The following is a 25,973-nucleotide window of genomic DNA, read 5'->3' as shown; positions in this document are numbered from 1 at the left end:
CCAGATCCCGGCTAAGTCAATGTCTCAATTGGTGCTTCGGCTCGTAGCGCCCGTCCGGCTTCTTGTCGAACATTTCACCAATCTGCGGATGCCGGACCGGTTCGCCCGACCGGTCCTCGAGTAAATTCTGCTCGGACACATAGGCGATGTATTCCGTTTCGGAATTCTCGGCGAGCAGATGATAGAAAGGCTGGTCCTTGCGCGGCCGCACGTCAGCGGGGATCGCCTCGTACCATTCGTCAGTATTGGCGAATTGCGGATCGACGTCGAAAATGACGCCGCGGAACGGAAACAGCCGGTGCCGAACCACCTGTCCGATCGAGAATTTGGCTGTCTTCATCGCACTCACCACTTGAACTTCTTGAACGCCACGCATCTCGGAACACGCAAGGAACGCTCCAAGACTTTAGATTCTTACGCACCGGTCCGGCAAAGATTGGCCCAGACCTTAAGGTCGACATCGTCATTATTTGGCGCAGACGCGGCGTCAATTCAATCCCGATCCCCTTGATGCCGGGTTGAGCATCGCGAGATGCGGATCAAGGGCGGTGGCCAAGATCGCTATCGCTCAGCCGGTTTTCGCAATCCGCCAAAAAACGCCGCAAAACCGCTGCCGGGTCGAAGACCCTCGCGCATGAAAAACGCCCGTAACGGCGCAAACCCCTCAAGCGCGCCCAGGCCAGCGCTGCGCACCAGCTGGGCCGGCAGCATGTCGGAAAGCAGCGACATGTTGAGCAGGTTGACCGCGCTGCTGCGCGCCAGAATGTCCGGCCGCCGCTTGAAATCATAGGCTGCAAGCGCCTTGGCGGCGCCCGGGTCCGAGCGGTTTCTGCTTGCGGCACCAATCAGGTCGTCGATGTCCCGGATGCCGAGATTGAGGCCTTGCGCGCCAATTGGGGGAAACACGTGGGCGGCTTCACCGACAAGTGCCACGCGGCGCTGCGCAAACCGCCACGGGCTCACCGCTGAAAGTGGGTAGACCTGCCGGCCGGGCTCAACCGACACGCGGCCCAACATCGATTGCATTCGCTGTTCGACCCGCGTCGAAAGCTCGGCGTCGTCGAGTGCTGCAAGGTCCTTGGCGATATCGGGTTCGAGCACCCAGACAAGGCTGGACCGGTTGCCGGGCAGGGGAACCTGTGTGAACGGACCGGTCTCGGTGTGGAATTCGGTCGAGGTGAAGGCATGGTCGCTGCGGTGACCGAAATTGAGCACCAACGCCGCCTGCGGATAGGATCGGATCGAGGTGCGGATGCCGGCTGCCTCGCGGGCCGGCGACTGACGGCCATCGGCGGCAACTGCCAACGATGCCTCAACCTCGCTGCCGTCGGCGAGAACGGCATGGGCATGGTTGGCATCGAGGCGCCATGCCTCCACCATCGACTTTCGCCATTCGATGCCCGAATGCGCGACAGCCTCGGCTAGCATGCGGTTGAGAACGCTGTTGGGCAAGTTCAGCCCGAATTGCTCTTCGTTGATCTCGCTGGCGCGAAAGGTCACTGTCGGGCTGCGGATCAGCCGGTTGGTTGCGTCAACGATACGCATCACCTTGAGCGGCGCTGCGTGCGGCCTGATTCCGTCGAAGATCCCTAGCCGTTCGAACATCTTCAGGGCAGGGTTCATCAAGGCTGTCGTCCGGCCGTCGGGGCCGGCTGCATCGGGTCCGACGAGCGTCACGGGAAAACCCGCCTCGGCAAAGCCAAGCGCCGCGATCAGCCCCGCAGGGCCGCTGCCGGCGACCAGTATCCGTGCTGTTTCCCGATGGTTCAAATTCGGCTTCCGGATTGCGAGGTGAGGCCCGTCCGACCTGCTGGTCCATATAGGTCAGGTGATGCGGCTTGATCAACGCGGCGATTCGGCCCATTCGGTTGCCATGACCGGCCAACAAGACGATTTCAGCCACCTCGACGGCACCGGCCGCGCGATGGCGAGCGTTGCATGCAGCCCTCGACTGACGGTGGGCGTCATTGCCGGCATGGGCATCGCCGTTGCCTGGCTCCTTCTCGGCGCAATGGCAGTTCGGGGGGCGGTGAGCCGGCTCCCGGGCGCCGATGTACCCGGCGACGCCGCGCTGGAATACCTGCCGCAACTGCCGCTGCCGGATTTCCTTGCGCGTTTCTTCGCCCTTTGCCTGGCGCCGGCGCCGCTTCGCGCAAGCGTAGGCGCGCAAGGCGGGGCACTCACCGCGATGTGGCTGTTGATGGCCATCGCGACCATGCTGCCCTCCGCGGCGCCGATGATCCGCACTTATTGCGAGATCGCAGATACCGCCCGGATCAAGGGGGAACCCGTTGCCCATCCGCTGATCCTTGTCGCTGGATATTTGAGCGTCTGGCTTGCCGCCTCGGCAATATTCGCTGCCCTGACGCTCGCAGTCCATGCATTCGTGTCATCCGGGCAGATGCTCGATCCGCTGCTTGGAATTGCCGGAGCAGCCGCGCTGTCGATCGCTGGTCTCTATCAGTTCAGCTGGCTGAAGGAAGCCTGTCTGGAGAAGTGCAGAAATCCGTTCTCGGTCCTGTTCGCCAACTGGAGCGCCAGGCCCATTCGCATTTTCCGGCTCGGTATAGAGCAGGGCCTGTGGTGCCTTGGATGCTGCTGGGCGCTGATGCTGGTAATGTTTGCCGTCGGTGTGATGAACGTGTTCTGGATGGCGCTGGTCGGCTTGTTCAGCCTGGTCGAAAAACAGACGGCAGGCAATCTGCCGACGCGGTTGGGCGGTGCGATACTGCTTGTCTGGGCAGCCGCGCTACTAGTAGTCTCGGCATGAGGGGGGAGAATTCGATGACAGATCAAAACTGGGCAATGAAGGGAGAGCTCATCCTTTCCTGCAATTGCACGGTTTTTTGCCCTTGCGTTCTGTCGCTCGGCAATCATCCGCCCACGGAAGGCTATTGCCAAACCTGGGCGGGGTTCCGGATCGATGCCGGCCATTTCGGCGAGGTCGACCTGTCCGGCCTCAATCTTGGGCTGGTCATGGAAATCCCCGGTTATATGAGCCGCGGCAACTGGACGGCGGGCCTGTTCATCGACAAGCGCGCCTCGGTTTACGCTATGAAGGGACTGACGAAGATATTCACCGGCAAGGCCGGTGGAACCACATCGCTGCTCTCCATCCTGGTCGGACAGTTCCTCGGTGCCGAGCAGGTGCCGATCACCTACGAGACGCGTGAGAAAACACGCATCTTTCAGATACCGAAGATCATCGATGGTGCGGTGACGCCAATCACCGGCAAGGATCGCGACAAGGATACGGTCATCAGCAATTCGGAATACTGGATTGCGCCGGAAATCATCGTCGCCAAATCCGACAAGAGCAAAATGCGGGCCTTTGGCCGCAACTGGAACTTTGCTGGCCGTTCGGCCGAAATCTGCAAGCTGGACTGGCGGGGCCCGTGAGCAAGAAGACGACGGCCAGGAAAATCGCCGACCGGATTCCGCGGCCGAAGAAGAAAGTCACATGGCCTCAGGCGCGGGCGTTCTCGGTCCATCTCTTGACCGCGTCGGGCTCATTCCTGGCGTTTCTGTCGCTGGTGGCAGCAAGCGAGCAGCGCTGGACGGCGATGTTCTGGTGGCTGGGGCTGGCGCTTTTCGTCGACGGCATCGACGGGCCGATCGCCAGGAAGCTCGATGTCAAGGAAATCCTGCCGACTTGGTCGGGCGAACTGCTCGACAACATCATCGACTACGTGACCTACGTGTTGATTCCGGCCTTCGCGCTCTATCAGCGCGGCTTCATGGGCGAGCGCCTGTCGTTCCTGTCGGCGGCGATCATCGTGGTGTCGAGCGCAATCTACTATGCCGATACCGGCATGAAGACGAAGGAGAATTTCTTCAAGGGCTTTCCGGTCGTCTGGAACATGGTGGTGTTCACGCTGTTCGTCATCGAGCCCGGACAATGGGTTTCTTTCGCCGTGGTCGTGGTGGCCGGCATTCTCACCTTCGTGCCGATCAATTTCATCCATCCGGTGCGGGTGAAGCGGCTGCGGCCAATCAATCTCGGTATGACGCTGCTTTGGTGCGCTTTCGGCGCGCTGGCGCTGGCGCAGGCCGCACTTGCCTCCTTCTACGACCAGATCGGCGTGCTGGGCGAGCAGGTCAGCGATTTCATCAAGATCGGGATTACGGTCACCGGGCTTTACCTCGCTTGCATCGGCGCTATCATGCAGTTCTTCCCAAATCTCGGCGCCAAGCCGGATAAGAAAGCCTGATCCCAAGAGAGCCAGAAAATGTCCAAAGCGATCCGCATCCATGCCCATGGCGGCCCGGAGGTCCTGACCTATGAGGATGCCGATCCCGGGCAGCCGGGCTCGGGACAGATCCTGGTCAAGCATACCGCGATCGGTCTCAATTTCATCGACGTCTATTATCGCTCTGGCCTTTATCCGCCGCAGGGCGGATTTCCGCTGATCCCTGGCGGCGAGGCGGCCGGCGTGGTCTTGGATGTCGGCTCGGATGTCGACTGGCTCAAACCCGGCGATCGCATCGCCTACGCCGTGACGACCGGCGCCTATGCCGGGCAGCGCGTGATCGCCGCCGACCGCGTGGTGAAGGTGCCGGACGGCATCAGCGACGAACAGGCCGCAGCCATGATGCTAAAGGGCATGACCGCCGAATATCTGTTGCGCCGTACATTCAAGGTGAAAGCCGGCGACACGATCCTGTTTCATGCGGCGGCGGGCGGTGTCGGGCTGATCCTCGGCCAATGGGCCCAGCATCTCGGCGCGACAGTGATCGGCACGGCGAGTTCCACCGACAAGATCGAGCTCGCCAAGGCGCATGGCTTCGACCACGTGATCAACTATCGCGAACAGGATTTCGTGGCCGGCGTTGCCGCTATCACCGGTGGCAAGAAATGCGACGTTGTCTACGATTCAGTCGGCAACGACACATTTCCAGCCTCGCTCGATTGCCTGCGGCCGCTCGGCACTTTCGTCAGCTTCGGTCAATCGTCTGGGCCGATCCCGCCCTTCAGCATCTCGTTGCTGGCGCAGAAGGGCTCGCTGTTCGCAACGCGGCCGACGCTGTTCGTCTATAATGCCAGGCGCGAAGACCTCGAGGTTTCCGCCGCTGCCTTGTTCGACGTGGTGCTCAGCGGCGCCGTCAAGATCAAGATAAACCAGCGTTACGCGCTCAGCGAGGCCGGCAAAGCGCATTCCGATCTCGAAGGGCGCCGGACCACCGGGACAACAATACTTATCCCTTAGGCGCCCGCAGTTTCGGGCCGCCGACGCCGCCGTTCTTGCGAACTGCTCTTTACCGCTTGAGTTTCCGCTGAAATTCTTGAAGCTCTTTCAAGTCGTGAGGCGCTTACCGTAGAGAGCAGCCCGCGCATACGATGGTTGCGGGAACACAGAACATGTCTGGCAAACCAGATGGAGGCACCGTGAGTGCAGATCAGGACGGCGCAAACCTGCTTGAGGTTCGCGGCCTCACAAAGATATTCGGCACGTTGACGGCGTGCGACCATGTCGATCTCAACATCGCCAAGGGCGAGATCCATGCGTTGCTTGGCGAGAACGGCGCCGGCAAGTCGACCCTGGTGAAAATGCTGTTTGGATCGCTGGAACCGAATTCCGGCGAGATTTTCTGGAATGGCCAAGCGGTCAGGATCACCAGCCCCGGCACCGCAAAAAAGCTCGGCATCGGCATGGTTTTCCAGCATTTTTCCCTGTTCGAAGCGCTGACGGCGGCGGAGAACATCGCGCTGTCGCTGGATGACGGCTCGCCGATCAGTACGATCGCGGCCAAGGCGAGGGCGCTCTCCTACAGTTACGGCCTGCCTCTCGATCCGCTATCGCTGGTCGGTGATCTGTCGGTCGGCGAGCGTCAGCGCATCGAAATCATCCGCTGCCTGCTGCAGACGCCGCAACTTATCATCCTCGACGAACCAACTTCGGTGCTGACGCCGCAGGAGGCCGATAAGTTGTTCGAGACGCTCGAACGGCTGCGTTCGGAAGGAAAGTCCATCCTCTACATTTCGCACCGGCTGGAAGAGGTCAAACGGATCTGCGACCGCGCCACGGTGCTGCGTCACGGCAAGGTGGTCGGCCATTGCAATCCGCGCCAGGAAACCGCGTCTTCGTTGGCGCGGATGATGGTCGGCAACGAGGTGCTGGCCGTGGTGCGGGCGCCGGCCGAGGGTATCGAGACCGCGCCGGTGCTGCTTCAAATCCGCGAACTCACCCGCAAGCCGGCGACCCCGTTCTCGATCCCGCTCAGGAACATCAATCTTGAAGTCCGCGCCGGCGAGGTGATCGGCATTGCCGGTGTCGCCGGCAACGGCCAGGGCGAATTCTTCGAATCCGTTTCCGGCGAGGTGCTGCAGCCGGATGCCGGCTCGGTCCGCATCCGCGGCAAGGATGCCGGCGGTCTCACCATCACCGGCAGGCGTCTGATGGGCGCTGCCTTCGTCCCGGAAGAGCGGCTCGGCCATGGCGCAGCACCGCGCATGAAGCTTTCGGAGAACCTGCTTCTGTCGCGCCACGCCACCGATGGCAAGATGTTTGTCGGCGCCGGTGGAATGGTCAAGGGCGATGCGATCCATACCGCTGCCCAGCGCATCATAAAGGCAATGGACGTGCGCAAGAGCGCGCCGGATCCGGAGGCTGCGGCTCTTTCGGGCGGCAATCTGCAGAAATTCATCGTTGGCCGCGAACTCGACCGCCGGCCGAGCGTCTTGGTGGTCAATCAGCCGACCTGGGGGGTCGACGCGGGTGCGGCGGCCCACATCCGCCAAGCGCTGATCGAACTGGCGCGCAGCGGCTCGGCGGTGCTGGTGATCAGCCAGGACCTCGACGAGCTGTTCGAGATTTCCGATGCGATCACGGTCATGCACAATGGCGAATTGTCGAAGCCGCTGCCGATAGCTGAAGCGACATTCGAGAAAATCGGGCTGCTGATGGGCGGCGCCGAACCCGGTCATGCCGAACATAAGCTGGAGACAGCCTGATGCGCCTCGAACTTGTAAAACGCCCGCAGCGCTCGATGCTGTTTTCGGCACTCTCGCCTTTCATCGCTTTCGTTTTGACGATCATTGCCGGTGCCATCATGTTCGCGCTGCTCGGCGTCAACCCGTTGACCGCGTTCCGCATCTACTTCATCGAACCGATCAGCCAGGTCTGGCAATTGCATGAGCTGGCGATCAAGGCCGCCCCCCTGATCCTGATCGCAGTCGGACTGTCGGTCTGCTACAAGGCCAACATCTGGAACATCGGCGCCGAAGGCCAGTTCATCCTGGGCGGCATTGTCGGCTCGATCATCCCCGTGCTGTTTCCGCAGTTCGAAGGCCCATTGGTGCTGCCGCTGATGCTTCTGCTCGGCATGGTCGGTGGGGCCGCCTATGCTGCAATCCCGGCACTGCTGAAGACGCGCTTCAACACCAACGAGATCCTGACCAGCCTGATGCTGGTCTATGTCGCCCAGCTCTTCCTCGATTGGCTCGTACGCGGGCCGTGGCGCGATCCGCAGGGCCACGGTTTCCCGCAGACCATCCAGTTCAACGACTCGGCCATACTGCCGGAACTCCTCCCGGAATCCGGCCGGGCAAACTGGGGATTTGTCTTCGCGCTGATCGCGGCGATACTGATCTGGATCCTGATGAGCCGTATGCTGAAAGGCTTCGAGGTCCGCGTGCTCGGCTCAAGCCCGAGGGCAGGGCGCTTCGCCGGGTTTGGCCTTAACCGCATGGTCTTCTTTGCCTTCCTGCTGTCGGGCGCACTGGCCGGACTTGCAGGGATTTCGGAGGTCTCGGGAGCCATCGGACAATTGCAGCCGGTGATCTCGCCCGGCTACGGATTTACCGCTATCATCGTGGCATTTCTCGGCCGGCTCAATCCGCTCGGCATCGTCGCCGCAGGCCTTGTGCTGGCGCTGACCTATCTGGGCGGCGAGGCAGTGCAAAGCGCGCTCGGCATCTCCGACAAGGTGGCGCGCGTGTTCCAGGGCATGCTTTTGTTCTTCGTGCTCGGCTGTGACACGCTCATCCATTACCGCATTCGCCTGACCGGCTTTTCCGCGCCGAAGCTCGAGGCAGCGCCGAAGCTGGAGGAAGCCCGCTGATGGACATCACCGTCAACATCCTCTTGACCATCGCGACGGCGGCGACGCCGCTGCTGATCGCGGCGATCGGCGAACTGGTGGTCGAACGTTCGGGTGTGCTCAATCTCGGCGTCGAAGGAATGATGATCATGGGTGCCGTCGGCGGTTTCGGCGCCGGCTATCTCACCGGCTCGCCTTGGATAGGGCTGTTGGCGGCAATCACCATGGGGGCAGTGTTCTCGCTGCTGTTTGCCGTCATGACGCTGTCGCTGGCCACCAATCAGGTGGCCACCGGCCTATCGCTGACACTGCTCGGCCTCGGCCTTTCCGGCATGATGGGAACGAATTTTGTCGGCCAGCCCGGCGAAAGGCTGCCAAACCTCGATATTCCCGGCCTGACCGCAATCCCGGTCGTTGGCAGGCTGCTGTTCGGCCAGGATCCAATCTTCTACATCTCGATCGCGCTGACCGCCGCCGTCATGTGGTTCCTGTTCAAGACCCGCACCGGGCTCACGCTGCGCTCGATCGGCGACAGCCATGCATCCGCCCATGCGCTTGGCATCCATGTCATCCGCTACCGCTATCTCTCAGTGATTTTCGGCGGCGCTTGTGCCGGCCTCGCCGGCGGTCACCTATCGCTGGTCTACACACCGCAATGGGTGGAGAACATGACCGCCGGCCGCGGCTGGATCGCGCTGGCTCTGGTCGTCTTCGCCTCCTGGCGGCCCTGGCGGGTGCTGGCCGGCGCCTATATTTTCGGCGCGATCTGGGTTGGCCAGCTTCACGTCCAAGCCATAAATCTGCAGGACTTCGTCGACGCGCCCTGGTTGCTCTACAAGTTAATTGCGTTCTTAAAATCGTTTCCCTCGCAACTGCTTTCTTCGCTGCCCTATCTGGCAACCGTCGTGGTTCTCGTTCTAATCTCGCGCAACAAGCGTTTGACGATGATGAACACGCCGGCCTCCTTGGGCCAGCCATTCGTTCCGGATCGTTGACAACAAAAAGACGGAAGCTCCAAGGCTTAACTCAGAGAGGTAACACAATGAAAAAACTGCTTATTGCCCTGATGGCGGCGACGGCCGCATTGTCGCTGGCGGCATCAGCCGAGGCGGCGGACAAGCTGAAGGCGTGCTGGGTCTACACCGGCCCGATCGGCGATTTCGGCTACTCCTACCAGCACGACCAAGGCCGCCTCGAGGTGGAAAAGGCACTCGGCGACAAGGTCGAGACCGCCTATCTCGAAAACGTCTCCGAAGGCCCCGATGCCGACCGCGCCTTCGAGCGCCTGGCGCGCGAGGGATGCAAGATCATTTTCGGCACGTCCTTCGGCTTCATGGACCCGGAAGTGAAGATCGCGAAGAAATTCCCCAAGGTGATGTTCGAGCACGCCACCGGCTACAAGACCGCCGAAAATCTCGGCATCTACAATGCGCGTTTCTACGAAGGCCGTTACGTGCTTGGCCAGATCGCCGCCAAGCAATCGAAGTCGGGCGTCGCCGGCTACATCGTTTCCTTCCCGATCCCGGAAGTGGTGATGGGCATAAATTCCTTTATGCTCGGCGCACAGTCGATCAATCCGAACTTCAAGGCGAAGATCGTGTGGGTGAACTCCTGGTTCGATCCGGGCAAGGAGGCCGATGCTGCCAAGGCATTGTTCGACCAGGGCGCCGATATCATCGTCCAGCACACCGACTCGACCGCTGCCTTGCAGGTGGCGGAAGAGCGCAAGCTGCACGGCTTCGGCCAGTCCTCCGACATGATCAAGTTCGCGCCGCACGCGCAGCTGACCGCGCTGACCGACGAGTGGGGTCCCTACTACATCAGCCGCGTCCAGGCGGCGCTCGACGGCACCTGGAAGCCCGATAATGTCTGGCTCGGCATTAAGGACGGCGCCGTCAAGCTGGCGCCGTTCACCAACATGCCCGACGACGTCAAGGCGATGGCCGAAGCCACCACCAAGAAGATCGCCGACGGCTGGAACCCCTTCACCGGGCCGGTCGCCAAGCAGGACGGCACACCTTGGCTGAAGGAGGGCGAGGTCGCCGACGACGCCACGTTGCTCGGCATGAATTTCTACGTGAAGGGCGTCGACGACAAGCTGCCGCAGTAGGTGGTCGGAAACATATCGAACGAAAGGGCGCCACGTGGCGCCCTTTTTCATTTTGGACGGAATATCAGACTGCTGAGCCGTAAAGGTCGTAAGCGTCGGCGCGCTCGATCTTGACCGTGACGATGTCGCCGGCGCGCAGTGGCCGCCGCGACTGGATATGGACCGAGCCGTCGATTTCGGGCGCGTCGTATTTGGTCCGGCCCTTGGCCGAATTGCCATGCGCCTCGTCGATCAGGACCGGCAGGCGCTTGCCAATTTTCTTGGTTAGCTGCGTTGCCGAAATCTTCTGTTGGCGCTGCATGAAGCGGTGCCAGCGGGCTTCCTTGATCTCCTGCGGCACTTGCTCGAGGCCGAGCTCGTTGGAGCGGGCGCCTCTGACCGGCTCGTATTTGAAACAGCCGGCGCGGTCGATCTTGGCCTCGTCCAGCCAGTCGAGCAGCATCTCGAAGTCGTCGTCCGTCTCGCCGGGGAAGCCGACGATGAAGGTGGAGCGGATGGCAAGGTCCGGGCAGACGTCGCGCCAGCCGCGAATGCGCTCGAGCGTCTTTTCGCCATGAGCGGGCCGGCGCATGTTCTTCAGCACCTGCGGCGAGGCGTGCTGGAATGGGATATCGAGATAGGGAAGAATCTTGCCCTCGGCCATCAGTGGGATGACATCAGCGACATGCGGGTAGGGGTAGACATAGTGCATGCGCACCCAGAGGCCGAGCTTGCCGAGTTCCTCCGACAAATCCAAGAATTTCGCCCGCACCTCGCGATCGCCGAACATGCTGGTCTGGTATTTGATATCGATGCCGTAGGCGCTGGTATCCTGCGAGATGACGAGGATCTCCTTGACCCCGGCCTTGGCCAGCTTCTCGGCTTCGCGCAACACGTCGGCGGCCGGCCGCGATACCAGGTCGCCACGCAGCGCCGGGATGATGCAGAAGGTGCAGCGGTTGTTGCAGCCTTCCGAGATCTTGAGATACGCATAGTGGCGCGGCGTGAGCTTGACCCCTTGCGGCGGCAAAAGGTCGATGTAGGGATCGTGGCTCGGGGGGGCAGCCTCATGCACCGCCCTCATCACGCTTTCATAAGCTTGTGGTCCGGTGATGGCGAGGACGTTGGGATGTCTTTCACGGATGATGTCCGGCTCGGCGCCGAGGCAGCCGGTGACAATAACTTTGCCATTCTCCGAAAGTGCCGAGCCGATGGCGTTGAGCGATTCATCGCGAGCCGAATCGAGGAAGCCACAGGTGTTGACGACGACCAGGTCGGCGCCGTCGTGCTTGCGGGCGATCTCGTAGCCCTCGGCGCGCAGGCGCGTGATAATGCGCTCCGAATCCACAAGGGCTTTCGGGCATCCAAGGCTGACGAAACTGACGCGAGGGGCGGACATCAAAGCTTTCCGGATTTTCAGGATTGGCGGCGCAGTACCACACTTGTCGCGGCATTGGTATGGGCGGCGGCTGCGGCGAAACGCAACCGCCAGCGTCGCCGAAGCTGAAAGGCCCCGCCGATGCGAGTTCGAGTCGATGCGTCAGCTCATCGCACTGCTGACATGCGGCAATACTTCCACAGCGCCTCGATAGATCATATCGAGTGCGACATAGAAGATGATCAAAAGGCCGATGTAGGCGATCCAGCGATGGCGGTGCAGCAGCTTGGCGATAAAGCTCGCGGCAAGGCCCATCAGCGCGATCGACAGGACGAGGCCGATCACCAGCACCTGGAAGTGATCGCGCGCCGCGCCGGCGACCGCCAGCACGTTGTCGAGCGACATCGACACGTCGGCGATGACGATCTGCAATGCCGCCTGACCCAGGGTCTTTTTGCGCGCCTTGCCGGCCACCATAGCATCGCTGTTGATATCGGAATTGGACAGCGCTTCGGTCGCCTCCACCTCGTCGGCATGCGACGTGCGCAGCTCGCGATACATCTTCCAGCACACCCACAGCAGCAAGATGCCGCCGGCCAGCAGCAGGCCGACAATCTGCAGCAGAGTGACGGTGATCGCGGCAAAACCGATGCGCAGCACCGTCGCCGCCACCACACCGATGAGAATCGCTCTCTTGCGCTGCTCGATGGGCAAGCCCGCCGCGGCCAAGCCGATGACGATGGCGTTATCGCCTGCAAGCACGAGGTCGATGGCGATGACCTGGAGCAGGGCAGAGAAGCCCGCGGCAGTGAAAATTTCCATCGACTGGAAGTCCCTTGCTGGTTGGCCGCGTTCGCGTCGAATGCCTGGAGGGCCTAACGTGTATGGTTCCCGCGCGTCAAGGGACTGGTTGGAACACGGTCGGCAAACCGCCCGTTATTGCGGCGATATACAGAGTTTGCGACGATCGGCCCGAACACCGACAAAATGCGGCCACAGGTCGTGAATGCCTAGTTATAGAGATTGTATTTGGGCCAGTCGCTTTCCGGAATTTCATCACCGATCCGGTAGCGGAGCTGCAGGACTTCCATATGGTCCGGCACTGTTTCGCATTTGAATTTCAGCCGGTACCACTGTCCCTTGCTGCGAAACGCAGCACCCGGGCTCTTGATCGCATCGGCGCCCATTTCGGGCGTCGCAAAAGCGTAGGCGACGACACGATCGGCTTTGTATTTGTGGTCGTCGCGGGTAATCCGGTCGAGAATTTCGGCGTCGCATCGCTGCTCCAGCCGGGTTTGCGGATCGAGTTTCAGCAGGCCGGCGCGCAATGCGCTGTCCATTGCGCTGGCCGGCCAAGCCACTATCGTCCATGCGAGGACCGCAGAAAATAGTTTATTCATGGGCGGGAGAAGCATCATATTCGGGCGGAGAAATCAACCCGACGAAGCGCGGCTGCGCGGCGGGTGACAGTCTTCGCTTTGTGGCAGGTTGTTGATTACGCAATAGTATCACCGGTACTTTGGTATCGTTGCCATGATCAGCACCTGTCGCATTTCAGCGACGCGAGAGGTGGCGCGCGGCATGGGGCAGAGCGGCGGTTCTCCCCTAACCGGACCGGCCTGTTAAACCCAGGCAGTCGAGAATCCGACGAGCGGAAAACTCGACGTCATGCCTGCAGAATTGAAGAAATTGGATATGGCGGAGGGAGTGGGATTCGAACCCACGGTGGGCTTGCACCCACGCCGGTTTTCAAGACCGGTGCCTTAAACCGCTCGGCCATCCCTCCAAGGTGATATTTCAATCACCTTAGGATATCGCGAGAGGAGCGGGTTCGAGCTGTCGGTACCGGATTGGCACCAGGACGTTCCCCGACCGGTTCGCGCTCCATTCCTGTAAAGCCGCATTCGACGCCAAGTCAACCGTGGCAGCCGCACCTTTCGGCGCGATCCGGGGCGGTGAGCAGCGTCATAGCGAGCTGTGTTTGTGCTGAGTGTGGAAAATCGTTTTTAAAACCCGCACGGACTATTAATCGTTGAGCGCTGATATGTGGAGCGCATTAGGCACATGTAACTAAATCGTATTCCGGAGTTGATTTTGGCCGTACTTGGCGCTCTCCCGCCCGGTCTTCGCTGTAGACCAATCCGCGAAACCGACTGGGAGGGAGTGGTTGATTGCCTGTGCAGGGGCTTTCCGGCGCGTAACCGGAGTTACTGGATACACGCTCTGACCCGCTTGTCGCAGCGGCCTGTGGTTGCCGAGTTCCCACAATATGGCTTTGCTTTGGAGCATGCCGGTCGGATCGTCGGCGTTGTGCTCACCCTTTATGCTCGCTATCAGGGGTCGGAGAGCGAGGAAATTCGCTGCAATCTTTCAAGCTGGTCAGTCGATGCAGATTTCCGTCCCTATGGCGCCATGTTGGTTGCGGCGGTTCTCAAGCGGAAGGACGTGACCTACACGAACATTTCGCCGGCACAAGCGACATTGAAAGCCAACCGGGCGCTAGGCTTTCGGCTCTTCTCCAGCGGACAATTTACCTTCTTGCCGGCTTTGAGTTCGGCGCAGCGGTCATGTCGCGTGGTCGAAGTGCGTCCCGATCTCCCGGAATTGGCGATGCTGCCCGAGAGTGAGAGATACATACTGTCGGAACACGCCGCGCTGGGCTGCCTGTCGTTGATCTGCATTTGCGACGGAGCAGCGTTCCCCCTGGTGTTGATGCCGCGCCGAATGTTGCACGGTGTTATCCAGTGCCATCAGGTCATCTATTGCCGCTCGCTTGCGGATTTGAGCCGCTGCGCCGGCGCGATGGGGCGCTTTCTCTTGCGAAGCGGAATCCTGGTTTGCTTTGTCGACGCCAAGGAGCCGATTCCAGGTTTGGTGGGATGGTACCGGCCCAACAAGGGGCTGAAATACTTCAAGGGTCCCAGACCACCCGCACCTGGAGATCTGACGTTCACCGAGCTTGTGATCTTCGGTCCCTGAATCTGCGCTCGCAGCCAGGCCAAGCCAAGGGCAACGCGCCACGAACCGCATTGCTGATCGATCAGCGATGATTTTCATGCCGATCGGCGAGGCGGTCCGTGCCACAATCTCGCCCGGTTCCGACCACAATCGGTTAATACGGTGATAAACAATTCCTGCGCACAAAAAGGATTGGGGTAGGGCGTCGCCGGCGTTTCTGGAGTGGGTGCTTTGGCATCGCTGACGTTCATGCTGCGGTGCCTTCGTCGATGCTATAGGGGACAATCAAAATATGCAGACCACGGCGCGCCCGCGTCTTCGTCGCGCTTCCGCTTTCGCGCTGTTTGCCTTGTCGGCAGCCTTTCTTGCAGCATGTGCCGGGCCGCAGCAAAGGGCGATGGTCAACAAGAAACCTCGCTCCAAGGAATATTTTTCCGAAGCCGAATACGGCGTGAAAGCCAGCCCGCGCGTCATGTTCAAGACGTCTCGCGGACGCGACCAGCTCGGCAAGCCCTATCAGGTGCGCGGCAAGTGGTATTATCCGAAGGAAGACAAACGTTACGCCAAGGTTGGCCTCGCATCCTGGTACGGTGAGGCCTTCCACGGCCGGTTGACGGCCAACGGCGAAGTCTACGACATGGCAGATCTGACGGCGGCGCATCCGACCATGCCGCTGCCGAGCTATGCGCGGGTCACCAACATGAAGACCGGCAGCTCGGTGATCGTGCGCGTCAACGACCGCGGGCCCTATCATGATGGACGCATCATCGATGTGTCGAAGCGCGCTGCTGAAATGCTCGATTATGCCAGTGTCGGTACGGCCGAGGTGAAGGTTGAATATGTCGGCCGTGCGCCGCTCGAAGGCAATGACGGGCAGTATCTGGTGGCTTCGTATCGTCCAGGCAACAGGGCGCCGGATCCGTCGGACGGTCTGCCCAGCGGCGTCATGGTCGCGATGAATGGGCCGTCGCCAAGCCTGCCGGTGAGCGCTGCTGCCGTGCCGTTCCCCGGTCAGCTGACGAATTCCGGGCAGGGATCCGATGCACGGCCTGTCATGGCGGTGCAAGCATCTGCTTCGGGAGACATTGTACTGCCCGATTTCGGCCCGATCGTGCCGGAGCGTCCGGAGATCAACCTGCCGGCGCAATCGCCGTTCACCATGGCGTCGCTGTCTTACGCCGACGAGCGCGTGCAGCGCGCCTCTAACGCGTTTGCCGGGCTGGATCGCACCGGCATGTCGTCCGCCGAGCTTCTTCAACCGTGGAAGCGGCAAGCCCCTCCAGCCGGGTCGCCCACCGCCTATGTCGCGGCGGGTTCATTCGAGAATGCCGCCGAAGCGGAGCGTGTGGCGGCCCAGCTTTCCAGCTTCGGCAAGACCGAAATCCAGCGCTCGGAACTTGAAGGCAAGGACTGGTACTCGGTCAACCTCTTTGCCGACGGTCGTGGCAGCCTGGACGAGATGCTGCAGGCAGCGTGGTCGCATGGTGCGCCGGATGCGCTTGCTGTACGCAACTGAGCTTGGGGCTGCCTGGTTTTTTCGCGCGCGATTGATCCGCCAGGCAAAAGCCTGATAGCTTCTGCCAACTTGCAAAAGCGCCGGCTCATTGGTCGAACCTGATGAAATCTTTTCACCCTTTCACCGGGCTTGTGGCGCTCGGCCTGCTGCTGCTCTCGCTTGCGCAGGCCTCAGCTCAGCTTTTCGAGACCAAGGCCGCCCAGGCCTTCATGATCGATGCCGAAACCGGAACCGTGCTGTTTTCCAAGGACGCCGACAGGTTGATCCCGCCGGCCTCGCTGGCCAAGCTGATGACGATGGAAGTGGCTTTCGACGCCATCAAATCAGGGCGCATGACGCTCGATGACACCTTCGTGGTGAGCGAGAACGCCTGGCGCAAAGGCGGCGCTCCTTCGGGGACATCGACCATGTTCGCCAAGCTCAAGTCGACGATCCGGCTGGAAGACCTGATCCAGGGCGTGACCGTGCAGGCGGCCAATGACGGCTGTATCGTCATCGCTGAAGGGATGGCCGGGTCCGAAGCAAACTTCGCGGCGCAGATGACCGGGCGTGCCCGCCAGATCGGCTTGCAGAAATCGACTTTCGTCAATTCCACCGGTCTGCCGGCCGATGGGCAGCAAACGAGCGTTCGCGAACTCGCGCTTCTGGCGCTGCATATCTGGCGCAACTACCCGGATCTCTACCGCTATTACGGCCAGAAGGATTTTACCTGGAACAAGATTTCCCAGAGGAACCGCAATCCGCTACTGGCCATGGACATAGGCGCCGACGGGCTCGCGGTCGGTGCCAGCGAGCAATCCGGGTTCGGCATTGTCGGCTCGGTCAGCCACAACGGCACAAGGGTGATCGCGGCGATGAGCGGTCTGGCAAACGACCGTGAGCGGGCTGAGGAAGCGCGAAAGCTGCTCGACTGGGGCGTTCGCTCCTTCGAGAAGACTGAAGTATTCGCCAAGGACGAAGTGGTTGGCGAAGCCCAGGTCTTTGGCGGTGCCAAGTCCGGTGTCGCGTTAAAGGCAAAAGGACCGGTGCAGATCTTCCTGCCGATCACCAACCGCGACAAGCTCACCGCCAGGATCGTCTATGACGGACCGGTGGCAGCGCCGGTGGAGGAGGGGCAGCCGGTGGGTACGCTGCGCGTCTGGATCGGCGATACGCTGAGCCAGGAGACGCCGCTGTTTGCCGCCGAGTCGATCGGTGTCGGTTCGCTTCCGCAGCGCGCGCTCGACGCCGCCAAGGAACTGGCCGTCGGCTGGCTGCGTTAGCACCGTCGCGGTGGACCTTTTTTTCCGCCGGGACTATACGGTCCCCGAAGTATGGACAAAGGCTTTGGCGCGCGGATTTTTCATCACTTTTGAAGGCGGCGAAGGAGCAGGCAAGTCGACGCAGATCGAGCGGCTGGCAAAGAAGATGCGCGCCAAGAAATACGATGTGCTGGTGACACGTGAGCCGGGTGGCTCGCCGGGCGCGGAGGCGGTCAGGCATGTCCTGCTTTCAGGCGCAGCCGAGCCGTTCGGCCCCAAGATGGAAGCTCTGCTTTTCGCCGCTGCGCGTTCCGACCATGTCGAACAGGTCATCCGGCCGGCAGTCGAGCGCGGTTCGGTCGTACTTTGCGATCGTTTCATGGATTCCTCGCGCGTCTACCAGGGCGTCACCGGCGGCCTCGACCCGGCATTCATGGACGCATTGGAGAAGGTCGCCATCAACGGCATGGTGCCGGACATGACACTGATCTTCGACATCGACCCCGCCGAGGGCCTGAGGCGCGCTACCGCCCGGCGGGCCAGCAGTGACGGACCGGACCGCTTCGAGAAAGAAACATTGGCCATCCACCAACGCCGGCGCGAGGCGTTTCTCGCGATCGCCTCAGCTGAACCCGAACGCTGCGTTGTCGTCGATGCCTCAGCCGACCTAGATGCGGTGGAGGATGTCGTTACCGCCGCGGTCTTCGCGGCTCTCGAGAGGATGATGCCGGCGCAAAGAAAGCAGGCGGCGCCAGCATGATTTTCGAACGCATCGCGCCCGAACAGCACGACACGCTGGACGGGGTGCCCGAGCCATCCGAGACGCCGCGTCTTGTCGGTCACCTGCAGGCGGCCAACATGCTCGCCACCGCTTACCGCTCGGGAAAGCTGCCGCACGCACTGATCTTTGCCGGACCGGTTGGCATCGGCAAGGCGACGCTGGCCTTTCACCTGGCGCATCATCTGTTGAAGCACCCGGCCTTCGAGCAGGCGCCGGAAAGCCTTGCCGTTCCAGATCCGGCTTCGTCGCTGTTTCGACAGATCGCCACCGGCGCGCATCCTTCGGTGCTGCATCTTACACGCCCGGCGAACGACAAGACCAAGAGCTTCAAGACAGTGGTCACGGTCGACGAAATCCGCAAGGTCAGCCGTTTTCTGTCGCTGACCTCGCACGACGGCAGCTACCGGGTGGTTATCGTCGATCCCGCCGACGACATGAACACCAATGCTGCCAATGCCTTGCTGAAGAATCTTGAAGAGCCACCCGCGCGCACCTTATTCATCCTCATCGTCCATGCGCCGGGCAGTCTGCTGCCGACGATCAGGTCGCGCTGCCAGATGGTGCGGTTGGCGCCGCTCGATGCCGAGAGCTTGATGACGGTTCTGGAGGGCATCGAGCCGCCGCCACCGGAGGATCCTGCGGCGCGCGCGGCGCTGGCGGAGCGGTCAGGGGGCAGCGCGCGCAATGCGATCCTGTTGACGCAGTATGGCGGGCTCGAAATCGCCGCCACCCTCGACGCTCTGGTGATGTCCAAGAAGTTAGATGTCGCGGCGGCCTACCGTCTTGCCGAGGCGGTCGCCGGCCGCGACCAGGCGATCCCGTTCGAGATATTCAATCGCCGTGCGCTTGATCTGCTGTCGGCCGGCGCCAGCCAGGCCGCGCTCGTCGGCGATCTCGCGCGAGCCAAAACGCTGTCGGATACTTGGCACGCGGCTTTGAACGCTATATCTGAAACCGAGACCTACAACCTCGACAAAAAGCAGCACGCCCTGACCATGATCGACCGCCTGAATTCTGCAATGCGAATGTGACGGCCGCTGGCGTGGCTTTTGAAGCCCCTGAGTATTGATTCCCAATCAATCGCAGGAACTTCGAAGCCACCACATTGGCGTCGGATGGCAATTGCCGTTTCGATGCGATATCTCACCGCGACATCTTTCATTCAGACATTCATGACGGCTCATCCATGGCACGCGAAAAATACTACGTCACGACGCCGATTTTCTATCCGAACGGCAAGCCGCATATCGGCCATGCCTACAATGTCATCGCCAGCGACACGCTGGCCCGCTTCCAGCGGCTCGATGGCAAGGACGTCTTCTTCGTCTCGGGAACCGACGAGCACGGTTTGAAGATGCAGCAGACGGCGGACGCCGAAGGCCTGACGCCGAAAGCGCTTGCCGATCGCAACTCGGCGATCTTCCGCTCGATGCTCGAAGCGACCGGTTGCTCGAACGACGTTTTCATCCGCACCACCGAAGAGCGTCATTACAAGGCCTGCCAGGCGATCTGGACGCGCATGGCTGAGAATGGCGACATCTACCTCGACCGCTACAGTGGCTGGTATTCGGTGCGGCAGGAAGCCTATTTCGACGAGGCCGAAACCAAGGTCGGTGACGACGGCGTGCGCCGCGAACCGCTCGGCTCGCCTGTCGAATGGACCGAGGAAGAGAGCTATTTCTTCCGCCTTTCCGCCTATCAGGACAGACTGCTCGCGCTCTATGAGAACAGCCCCGAGTTCGTCGGACCGGCGGAGCGGCGCAATGAAATCATCAGCTTTGTCAAATCCGGCCTGAAGGATCTGTCGATCTCGCGCACCACATTCAAATGGGGCGTGCCGGTGCCCGGCGATGAGAAGCATGTGATGTATGTCTGGGTCGATGCCCTAACCAATTACATCACCGCCGCCGGTTATCCGGATCCGACCAATGAGAGATGGTCTTTCTGGCCGGCGAACGTCCACGTCATCGGCAAGGATATCATCCGCTTCCACGCGGTCTACTGGCCGGCATTCCTGATGTCGGCCGGCATCGAATTGCCGAAGCGCGTGTTTGCGCATGGTTTTCTGTTCAACCGTGGCGAGAAGATGTCGAAGTCGGTCGGCAATGTCGTCGACCCGTTCGCGATGATCGAGCACTACGGCCTCGACCAAGTGCGCTATTTCTTCATGCGCGAAGTGCCGTTCGGCCAGGACGGCAGCTACAGCCATGATGCAATCGTCAACCGCACCAATGCCGACCTCGCCAACGATCTCGGCAATCTGGCGCAGCGCTCGCTGTCCATGATCGCCAAGAACTGCCGCGGCGTGGTGCCTAAGCGCGGCGAATTGAGCAATGCCGACAAAGCGATCCTCGATCAGGCAGATACCGCCCTTGTCACGGCGCGCAGGACGATGGCCGACCAGGGCATCCACTTTGCTCTGGCGGCGATCTTTGGCGTGGTGGCCGAAGCCAACCGCTATTTCGCCGGGCAGGAGCCATGGGCACTGAAGAAGACCGATCCGGCGCGCATGGAAACGGTACTGTGGACGACCGCTGAGGTGATCCGGCGTGTCGGGTTGCTGTGCCAGCCCTTCATTCCGCAGTCGGCGGCAAAGCTACTAGACCTTTTGGCGGTGCCGGCCGGCAGCCGTAATTTCGAGCATGTCGCGGAAGGCCATTCGCTGGTATCCGGTACGCCGCTGCCGGCGCCGGAACCGGTATTTCCACGCTATGTCGAGCAAACGGATACAAGCGCCTGATGCTGGTCGACAGTCACTGCCATCTCGACTTTCCGGATTTCGCCGAAGAGCGGGCGGCCATTGTCGCCCGCGCCCTAGCGGCCGGCATCGGCCGAATGGTGACGATCTCGACGAGGGTGAAGCGATTTAACCAAGTGCTTGAGATTGCAGAGACTTTCGATGAGGTCTATTGCTCGGTCGGCACCCATCCGCATAATGCGGCCGAAGAGCTTGATGTCACTGTCGATGATCTGGTGCGGCTCTCTGCTCATCGCAAAGTGGTGGCGATCGGCGAGGCCGGACTCGACTATTTCTACGATCATGCGCCGCGCGACGCACAGGCGCAGGGCTTTCGCACCCACATCGCCGCGGCGCGCGTGACCGGTCTGCCGCTGGTCATCCATTCGCGCGACGCCGACGACGACATGGCTAATATCCTCGAAGAAGAAACAGGGAAGGGCGCCTTCCCCTTCATCCTGCACTGTTTTTCGTCGGGACGCCGGCTGGCCGAGATCGGCGTGGCGCTCGGCGGGTACGTCTCGTTTTCCGGAATCCTGACCTTCAAGAACTCCGCCGAGCTGCGCGCCGTCGCCGCCGATGTGCCGCGCGACCGTCTGCTGGTCGAAACCGACGCGCCATACCTGGCGCCGATCCCGTTTCGCGGCAAGCGCAATGAGCCCGCCTATGTCGCGCATACAGCCAAGGTGCTGGCCGAGACGATCGGCGTCAGCGATGCCGAGATCGCTGACATCACCACGGATAACTTCATCCGGCTGTTCAGGAAAATGCCGCGCCCGAGCGCGACGGGCGCCTGACGCATGAGCGACCGGTTACGTCTTACCGTCCTCGGCTGCGGCTCATCGCCGGGCACGCCACGCATCACCGGCGACTGGGGCAATTGCGATCCCGCAAATCCCCGGAACCGGCGCACGCGCACCGCAGCGCTTGTCGAGCGGATCGCGGCGAATGGCGCCCGGACCACGGTCGTCATCGACACCGGCCCGGATTTCCGCGAGCAGATGCTGCTGGCATCCGTCAAGCGCATCGATGCGGTGGTCTATACACATCCGCATGCCGACCATATCCACGGCATCGACGATCTGCGCGGCTTCGTGCTCGAGCAGCGCCACCGGATCGACATCCATGCGGATCAGGCTACCATGCTGCGCCTACGCGAGGCGTTCCGCTACTGTTTCGAAACACCGCAAGGCAGTTCGTATCCGCCGATCGTCAACGCCCATATCATCGACCACCACAGGCCGGTGGTGATCGCAGGCGAGGGCGGCGCCCTCACCCTCGAACCGCTGCTGCAGCTCCATGGCGACATCACCTCGCTGGGTTTCCGCATCGGCGGGCTGGCCTATTGCCCTGACGTCAGCGACTTTCCGGAGGCGACCGCCAAGCGTTTGCGCGGGCTGGACATGCTGGTCATCGACGCGCTGCAATACACCGTCCATCCGAGCCATCTGTCGCTTGGCCAGGCGCTTGGCTGGATCGAAGGACTGGCGCCGAAGAACGCGGTGCTGACGCATATGCATGTTCCGCTCGACTACGCCACGGTAATGGCCGAGACGCCGGCCAACGTCGAGCCTGCTTATGACGGCATGACGATCGAAATCCCTTACGAATCAGCGTGAAGGGCGAGGTTTTTACGGCTGGGTTCGCGGGTTTGGATCTCGCGGAGTGCTATCTTCACGCCACATCCAATCGGCTACGCCAGTTCCATAATCTATCTTATGCGACTACGCCTATAGCATCCGATGGCGGCGAGATCAGGCCGGTCACTCGTAGACGTTCGCAACAGCGCTGTGGGGCAACGGGCATGCTAGGATTGCGAATCATGAAGACGCTTCCGCTGCTTGCAGGTCTTGCCCTCACCCTCGCCTGCGCGCTCACCGATGCGCGAGCTCAGGATGTCAGTCGTACGCCAGGCGAGAACGACCTGGCTTTCGCCAAACGTGTTGTTGGGTTCGCCGACAATGCTGATCCGCACACCACAGCCGTGAGCTGGAACGGCCTCCAGACACTCTTCGTCGATTACCAGACCGCCGAGGAATATCCGGAACGCCCGCTCGTCGCGCTGCAACGGCTAGCTGACAACAGATATCGCGCAATCCAGGTCACGCTCGGTGAACAAGAGGGCGACACACCGGACATCGCGCTCGGCCTCGCCAACGCCGACCACGACCCGGCAAAGGAACTGATCGTGATACTTTCCTGGGCTCAGATGCACTACGATGTCGAAGGGACGCTCTACGAAGTTCGCATCTTCGATGGCCCCAAGCCAGGCCAGAAGGCGCTGACTCAATTGAAAGCGAGCCGGAAGTTCGACGCCACATGCGACTGCCATTGGCGCGACGGCACAACGAAGCACTTCCGCTTCAAGACGATCGCAGCGGTCAAGGCTGAACTGAAGCGCCTGGGTTATTAGCCGCCGGCGAGGGCTCGCTTCCCGGATGTTGCCCTCGCCATCTCGCCTATGCTTACCCGCAATCGTCCCCAGCGCCGGTACAGGCACAGTCTGGGTCGCTCATCAGAACTCCATATCACCGAAGTCACCGCCATTGTCGGAGCTGGCATCGCCTGCCTGATCGGCTTCGTCCGGCTGCGGCGTCGGCTGTTCAGCTGCCTTCGCTTCGCTGCCGCCAAACACGCCGGCGATCGCGTTGCCGAGCAGCACGCCGCCCGCCACGCCCATCGCGGTCTGCGCGGCGCCGGCAAGAAAACCGCCGCCTGCCCGCTGTGGCGTGTCCTGCGGCCCTTCAGTTGCAACGGAGGCGGTGCGCCCTACCCGCGGAACCGAGCCTGAGCGCCTGCCGCCGCTGCGGCCGAAGAAGCCGCTGAGCGGTCCACCGCCGGCCGGCTGCCGCGCCTGCTCCTCCAGTTCTTCTATGCGCGCCTGAGCTGCGTTCAGGGCCTGCTCCTGCACCACGATCGTCTGGGCCATGTAATATGGCGCCCCAGGCTGCTGGGTGATCTGGTCCTGGATGAAGCGCTCTGCTTCGGCATCGCGCGGGGGCGCCTGGCGCTCGGCGCTTGCCAACTTCTCGAAGAGCTGTCCGATCGCTTGCTGATCGTTTCTGTCCATGATGTCCAACTCCGGTCTTGGTTCAACGCCGGCTATTCGCGCTCGCCGGTGAAGTTCAACAGCAGTTGGAAGATGTTGATGAAGTTCAGATAGAGCGAGAATGCACCGAAGACAGCGAGTTTCTGCTGTGATTCCGCGCCGAAGTTTTCCGCATACTGCTCTTTGATCGTCTGGGTATCCCAGGCGGTGAGGCCTATGAAGACGGCGATGCCGATCACTGAGATCGCGAATTGGAGCGCGGTCGAGCCCAGGAAGATATTGACGATGCTGGCGATCACCACGCCGATCAGGCCCATGATCAGGAACGACGAAAACTGCGTCAGGTCGCGTTTGGTCGTGTACCCGTAAAGGCTGGTCGCGCCGAACATGGTGGCGGCGATGAAGAAGGTGCGTGCGATGCTGGTGCCGGTAAAGACCAGGAACACGGAAGCCAGCGACAGGCCCATGACCGCGCAGAATGCCCAGAACATCGCCTGGGCGCCGGCTGCCGACATCGCCTGCATCCGAAACGAGAACAAGAGCACAAAGGCCAGCGGGGCCAGCATCACCACCCATTTCAGCGGTGTGGAGAAGATCGGCACGTAAAGAGCGGGCGTGGAAGCCACCACGAACGCGATCACGCCCGTAACGACGAGGCCAAGGCCCATATAGTTATAGACGCGCAGCATGTGCCGGCGCAGGCCTTCATCGTAGACGGCTCCGGCTCGGGCTCCGGCCCCGATATATCCGAGATTGTTCATGTGGTTCTCCTTCTTGCAGGTCGATCAGTAAAGCGTTTTGGCGAGCGCTTCGGCCGTGCGATCGAGACCGCCGACATCGCTGCGTCCGACGACCGCGTAGGCGACCTCGCCGATCTGGAAATAAGCCGAGGAAACTTCGCCCGAGGGAACGACGGTCGGCTTGACGACGTCGAATGTTCCGGGCCTGATCGCGAACAACGAGACCAGCCCCATCTCTTTCGTCTCGACAGCCATCTCGACGCTCGGTCCGAATTGCGATGGATAGATCTGCACGTCACGGACCGTCCAGTCCGCTGACAGCGATGGCATCACGATCGCCGTCGCGGCGCGGATTTCGTCGGCATTGTAGCCGGGTGCTTCGGGTTGCGACGACATCGCCTCACGCACGAGCGTCGTGCGGTGCGCCCGGACCGCGTCCTCCACATAGGCCGGCGGATGGGTCGAAGCGACGACTTCCGTCACCGATATCGGTCCGATGAGCCCGTTCGCAAGCCAGCCGGCAGCGACGAAGACAGCGACTGCCGCAGCTCGCTGCAAAGCACCAAGGACGCGGCCGCGCGCCAATCCCCGCTCCAGCCGCCGTGCAGCATCGGCCGTCGCGGGCCGCGCCATGCCTTTCGATCCGGCAAGCGCCACGCGCAATTCGTCACGCATCCGTAAGTCGGACATCACCCGCGCGGCCGCGTCCGGGCGGGCCGAAAGGAACGCCTCGACCTCGATGCGACGAGCCACGTCCAGCTGATCGTCGACATAGGCGTCGAGATCGGCGTCGGTCACGGGATCGCGCAGTTGGTTCATGATCCACCTCCGACGATCTTCAGATGGCCTTTCGCGCGTGCCGGCACCGCGTCCTCCATCTCGCGCAGGGCCGCACGCGCCCTGCCGATGCGCGACATCAGCGTGCCAAGCGGCACGCCACTCACCTCAGCGGCCTGGCTGTAGCTAAGCCCCTCGATGGCGACGAGATGCAACGCCGAACGCTGCTCCTCCGGCAATTCGAAAAACGCTTCGCGCACCTGCGCCAGACGGACCGAATGTTCCTGCGGCGCCGGGACATTCGCCTCGGCGAGATAGCCGGCCTGTTCGATGCGCATTGCTTCGGATTTGCGGGACCGCAGACCGTCGATGAATGCATTATGGACGATCGACAGCAGCCATACGCGAAGATTTCCGCCGGAGCGGAAGCTGCCGCGTCGCTCATAGGCACGCACCAGCGCATCATGCACCAGATCCTCTGCATCGGCGCTGTCGCGCGTCAGCGAGCGTGCATAGCGGCGCAGCGAACCGAGCTGTCCCAGAATATCGAAGCGTGGCATCGGCCGTTTCATGTCCTGTTTACGGAGCAGGTCGGGATGTTAATCCCGCTCTCCCCGAAATTTTCTTACGGCTCGCCGCGTTCTCGTCCTGGGAGGTATCGGGCCCG

General features: G+C 61.6%; 26 protein-coding genes and 1 tRNA gene. 17 read left to right on the top strand and 10 right to left on the bottom strand.

What is annotated here, in order from left to right:
- Positions 1-16 precede the first annotated feature (16 nt).
- Both hspQ and NKI72_RS13435 read right to left on the bottom strand, forming a co-directional pair.
- Positions 17-340 (bottom strand): heat shock protein HspQ, encoded by a 324-nt coding sequence (gene hspQ / locus NKI72_RS13440; protein WP_023675043.1) that lies wholly within the window; start codon positions 338-340, stop codon positions 17-19.
- Positions 341-561: 221 nt separating this feature from the next.
- Entirely contained in the window at positions 562-1,770 is a 1,209-nt protein-coding gene (locus NKI72_RS13435) for a UbiH/UbiF family hydroxylase (RefSeq protein WP_352834942.1), read from the bottom strand.
- 103 nt (positions 1,771-1,873) lie between these two features.
- On the opposite strand from NKI72_RS13435, the gene NKI72_RS13430 reads away from it, so the two are divergent.
- The 8 genes from NKI72_RS13430 to NKI72_RS13395 all read left to right on the top strand — a co-directional run bounded on the left by NKI72_RS13430 (position 1,874) and on the right by NKI72_RS13395 (position 10,150).
- On the top strand, positions 1,874-2,770 hold the full coding sequence (locus NKI72_RS13430) for a DUF2182 domain-containing protein (protein ID WP_352834944.1): 897 nt from the start codon (positions 1,874-1,876) through the stop codon (positions 2,768-2,770).
- 14 nt (positions 2,771-2,784) lie between these two features.
- Positions 2,785-3,399 carry a DUF1326 domain-containing protein gene (locus NKI72_RS13425; RefSeq protein ID WP_352502444.1) on the top strand — a complete coding sequence of 205 codons (615 nt, stop codon included), beginning with the start codon at positions 2,785-2,787 and terminating at the stop codon, positions 3,397-3,399.
- 35 nt (positions 3,400-3,434) lie between these two features.
- Positions 3,435-4,211 (top strand): phosphatidylcholine synthase, encoded by a 777-nt coding sequence (gene pcsA / locus NKI72_RS13420; protein WP_502893794.1) that lies wholly within the window; start codon positions 3,435-3,437, stop codon positions 4,209-4,211.
- Between the two features lie 18 nt (positions 4,212-4,229).
- Entirely contained in the window at positions 4,230-5,207 is a 978-nt protein-coding gene (locus tag NKI72_RS13415) for a quinone oxidoreductase family protein (RefSeq protein WP_352502445.1), read from the top strand.
- Between the two features lie 152 nt (positions 5,208-5,359).
- Positions 5,360-6,952 (top strand): ABC transporter ATP-binding protein, encoded by a 1,593-nt coding sequence (locus tag NKI72_RS13410; protein WP_502898600.1) that lies wholly within the window; start codon positions 5,360-5,362, stop codon positions 6,950-6,952.
- Complete coding sequence (locus NKI72_RS13405; RefSeq protein WP_352636755.1) at positions 6,949-8,061, top strand: ABC transporter permease; 1,113 nt, start codon at positions 6,949-6,951, stop codon at positions 8,059-8,061. The genes NKI72_RS13410 and NKI72_RS13405 overlap by 4 nt, the downstream gene beginning before the upstream one ends.
- Entirely contained in the window at positions 8,061-9,035 is a 975-nt protein-coding gene (locus NKI72_RS13400; RefSeq protein ID WP_352448916.1) for an ABC transporter permease, read from the top strand. The genes NKI72_RS13405 and NKI72_RS13400 overlap by 1 nt, the downstream gene beginning before the upstream one ends.
- A gap of 47 nt (positions 9,036-9,082) precedes the next feature.
- Positions 9,083-10,150, top strand: coding sequence for a BMP family ABC transporter substrate-binding protein (locus tag NKI72_RS13395; RefSeq protein WP_352502446.1), 1,068 nt, complete (start codon positions 9,083-9,085; stop codon positions 10,148-10,150).
- 64 nt (positions 10,151-10,214) lie between these two features.
- Here the strand turns inward: NKI72_RS13395 and rimO are convergent, their stop codons facing one another.
- From rimO to NKI72_RS13375, 4 genes are all read right to left on the bottom strand, one after another.
- Entirely contained in the window at positions 10,215-11,528 is a 1,314-nt protein-coding gene (gene rimO / locus NKI72_RS13390; protein WP_352834950.1) for a 30S ribosomal protein S12 methylthiotransferase RimO, read from the bottom strand.
- A gap of 141 nt (positions 11,529-11,669) precedes the next feature.
- Complete coding sequence (locus NKI72_RS13385; RefSeq protein WP_352834953.1) at positions 11,670-12,329, bottom strand: TerC family protein; 660 nt, start codon at positions 12,327-12,329, stop codon at positions 11,670-11,672.
- A gap of 188 nt (positions 12,330-12,517) precedes the next feature.
- Complete coding sequence (locus tag NKI72_RS13380) at positions 12,518-12,925, bottom strand: DUF930 domain-containing protein (protein ID WP_352834955.1); 408 nt, start codon at positions 12,923-12,925, stop codon at positions 12,518-12,520.
- Between the two features lie 278 nt (positions 12,926-13,203).
- Positions 13,204-13,293: transfer RNA gene (locus NKI72_RS13375), tRNA-Ser, on the bottom strand.
- Between the two features lie 461 nt (positions 13,294-13,754).
- On the opposite strand from NKI72_RS13375, the gene NKI72_RS13370 reads away from it, so the two are divergent.
- The 9 genes from NKI72_RS13370 to NKI72_RS13330 all read left to right on the top strand — a co-directional run bounded on the left by NKI72_RS13370 (position 13,755) and on the right by NKI72_RS13330 (position 23,153).
- Complete coding sequence (locus tag NKI72_RS13370; protein WP_352615785.1) at positions 13,755-14,486, top strand: hypothetical protein; 732 nt, start codon at positions 13,755-13,757, stop codon at positions 14,484-14,486.
- A 271-nt stretch (positions 14,487-14,757) separates the two neighbouring features.
- On the top strand, positions 14,758-15,981 hold the full coding sequence (locus NKI72_RS13365; protein ID WP_352833586.1) for a septal ring lytic transglycosylase RlpA family protein: 1,224 nt from the start codon (positions 14,758-14,760) through the stop codon (positions 15,979-15,981).
- Positions 15,982-16,082: 101 nt separating this feature from the next.
- Positions 16,083-17,243: a D-alanyl-D-alanine carboxypeptidase family protein gene (locus NKI72_RS13360; protein WP_352471861.1), complete on the top strand. Its 1,161-nt coding sequence runs from the start codon at positions 16,083-16,085 to the stop codon at positions 17,241-17,243.
- A 64-nt stretch (positions 17,244-17,307) separates the two neighbouring features.
- Positions 17,308-17,982, top strand: a complete 675-nt coding sequence (gene tmk, locus NKI72_RS13355; protein WP_352833584.1) for a dTMP kinase — start codon at positions 17,308-17,310, stop codon at positions 17,980-17,982.
- Positions 17,979-19,034: a DNA polymerase III subunit delta' gene (locus NKI72_RS13350; protein WP_352542015.1), complete on the top strand. Its 1,056-nt coding sequence runs from the start codon at positions 17,979-17,981 to the stop codon at positions 19,032-19,034. The genes tmk and NKI72_RS13350 overlap by 4 nt, the downstream gene beginning before the upstream one ends.
- Before the next feature lie 122 nt (positions 19,035-19,156).
- Positions 19,157-20,743, top strand: a complete 1,587-nt coding sequence (gene metG, locus NKI72_RS13345; RefSeq protein ID WP_352815662.1) for a methionine--tRNA ligase — start codon at positions 19,157-19,159, stop codon at positions 20,741-20,743.
- Positions 20,743-21,537 carry a TatD family hydrolase gene (locus NKI72_RS13340; protein WP_352815551.1) on the top strand — a complete coding sequence of 265 codons (795 nt, stop codon included), beginning with the start codon at positions 20,743-20,745 and terminating at the stop codon, positions 21,535-21,537. The genes metG and NKI72_RS13340 overlap by 1 nt, the downstream gene beginning before the upstream one ends.
- A 3-nt stretch (positions 21,538-21,540) precedes the next feature.
- Complete coding sequence (locus tag NKI72_RS13335; RefSeq protein ID WP_352542013.1) at positions 21,541-22,359, top strand: MBL fold metallo-hydrolase; 819 nt, start codon at positions 21,541-21,543, stop codon at positions 22,357-22,359.
- Between the two features lie 203 nt (positions 22,360-22,562).
- Positions 22,563-23,153 (top strand): hypothetical protein, encoded by a 591-nt coding sequence (locus NKI72_RS13330; protein WP_352471855.1) that lies wholly within the window; start codon positions 22,563-22,565, stop codon positions 23,151-23,153.
- 102 nt (positions 23,154-23,255) lie between these two features.
- Here the strand turns inward: NKI72_RS13330 and NKI72_RS13325 are convergent, their stop codons facing one another.
- The 4 genes from NKI72_RS13325 to NKI72_RS13310 are packed head-to-tail and all read right to left on the bottom strand — an operon-like array spanning position 23,256 to position 25,878.
- On the bottom strand, positions 23,256-23,810 hold the full coding sequence (locus NKI72_RS13325) for a DUF2076 domain-containing protein (RefSeq protein WP_352542012.1): 555 nt from the start codon (positions 23,808-23,810) through the stop codon (positions 23,256-23,258).
- Positions 23,811-23,842: 32 nt separating this feature from the next.
- The gene (locus tag NKI72_RS13320) at positions 23,843-24,550 is read right to left on the bottom strand and encodes a Bax inhibitor-1/YccA family protein (protein ID WP_352448927.1); all 708 of its coding nucleotides are present in this window, start codon (positions 24,548-24,550) and stop codon (positions 23,843-23,845) included.
- Positions 24,551-24,574: 24 nt separating this feature from the next.
- Positions 24,575-25,348 (bottom strand): anti-sigma factor family protein, encoded by a 774-nt coding sequence (locus tag NKI72_RS13315; protein WP_352833580.1) that lies wholly within the window; start codon positions 25,346-25,348, stop codon positions 24,575-24,577.
- Entirely contained in the window at positions 25,345-25,878 is a 534-nt protein-coding gene (locus tag NKI72_RS13310; protein ID WP_502896504.1) for a sigma-70 family RNA polymerase sigma factor, read from the bottom strand. Before NKI72_RS13310 ends, NKI72_RS13315 begins: the two co-directional genes overlap by 4 nt.
- Positions 25,879-25,973: the final 95 nt, after the last annotated feature.

This window comes from Mesorhizobium sp. M0437, from assembly GCF_040321335.1.
GTDB lineage: Bacteria > Pseudomonadota > Alphaproteobacteria > Rhizobiales > Rhizobiaceae > Mesorhizobium.
Note: the sequence above shows the minus strand (reverse complement) of the source record. Positions and strands in the feature narration are given on the sequence as shown.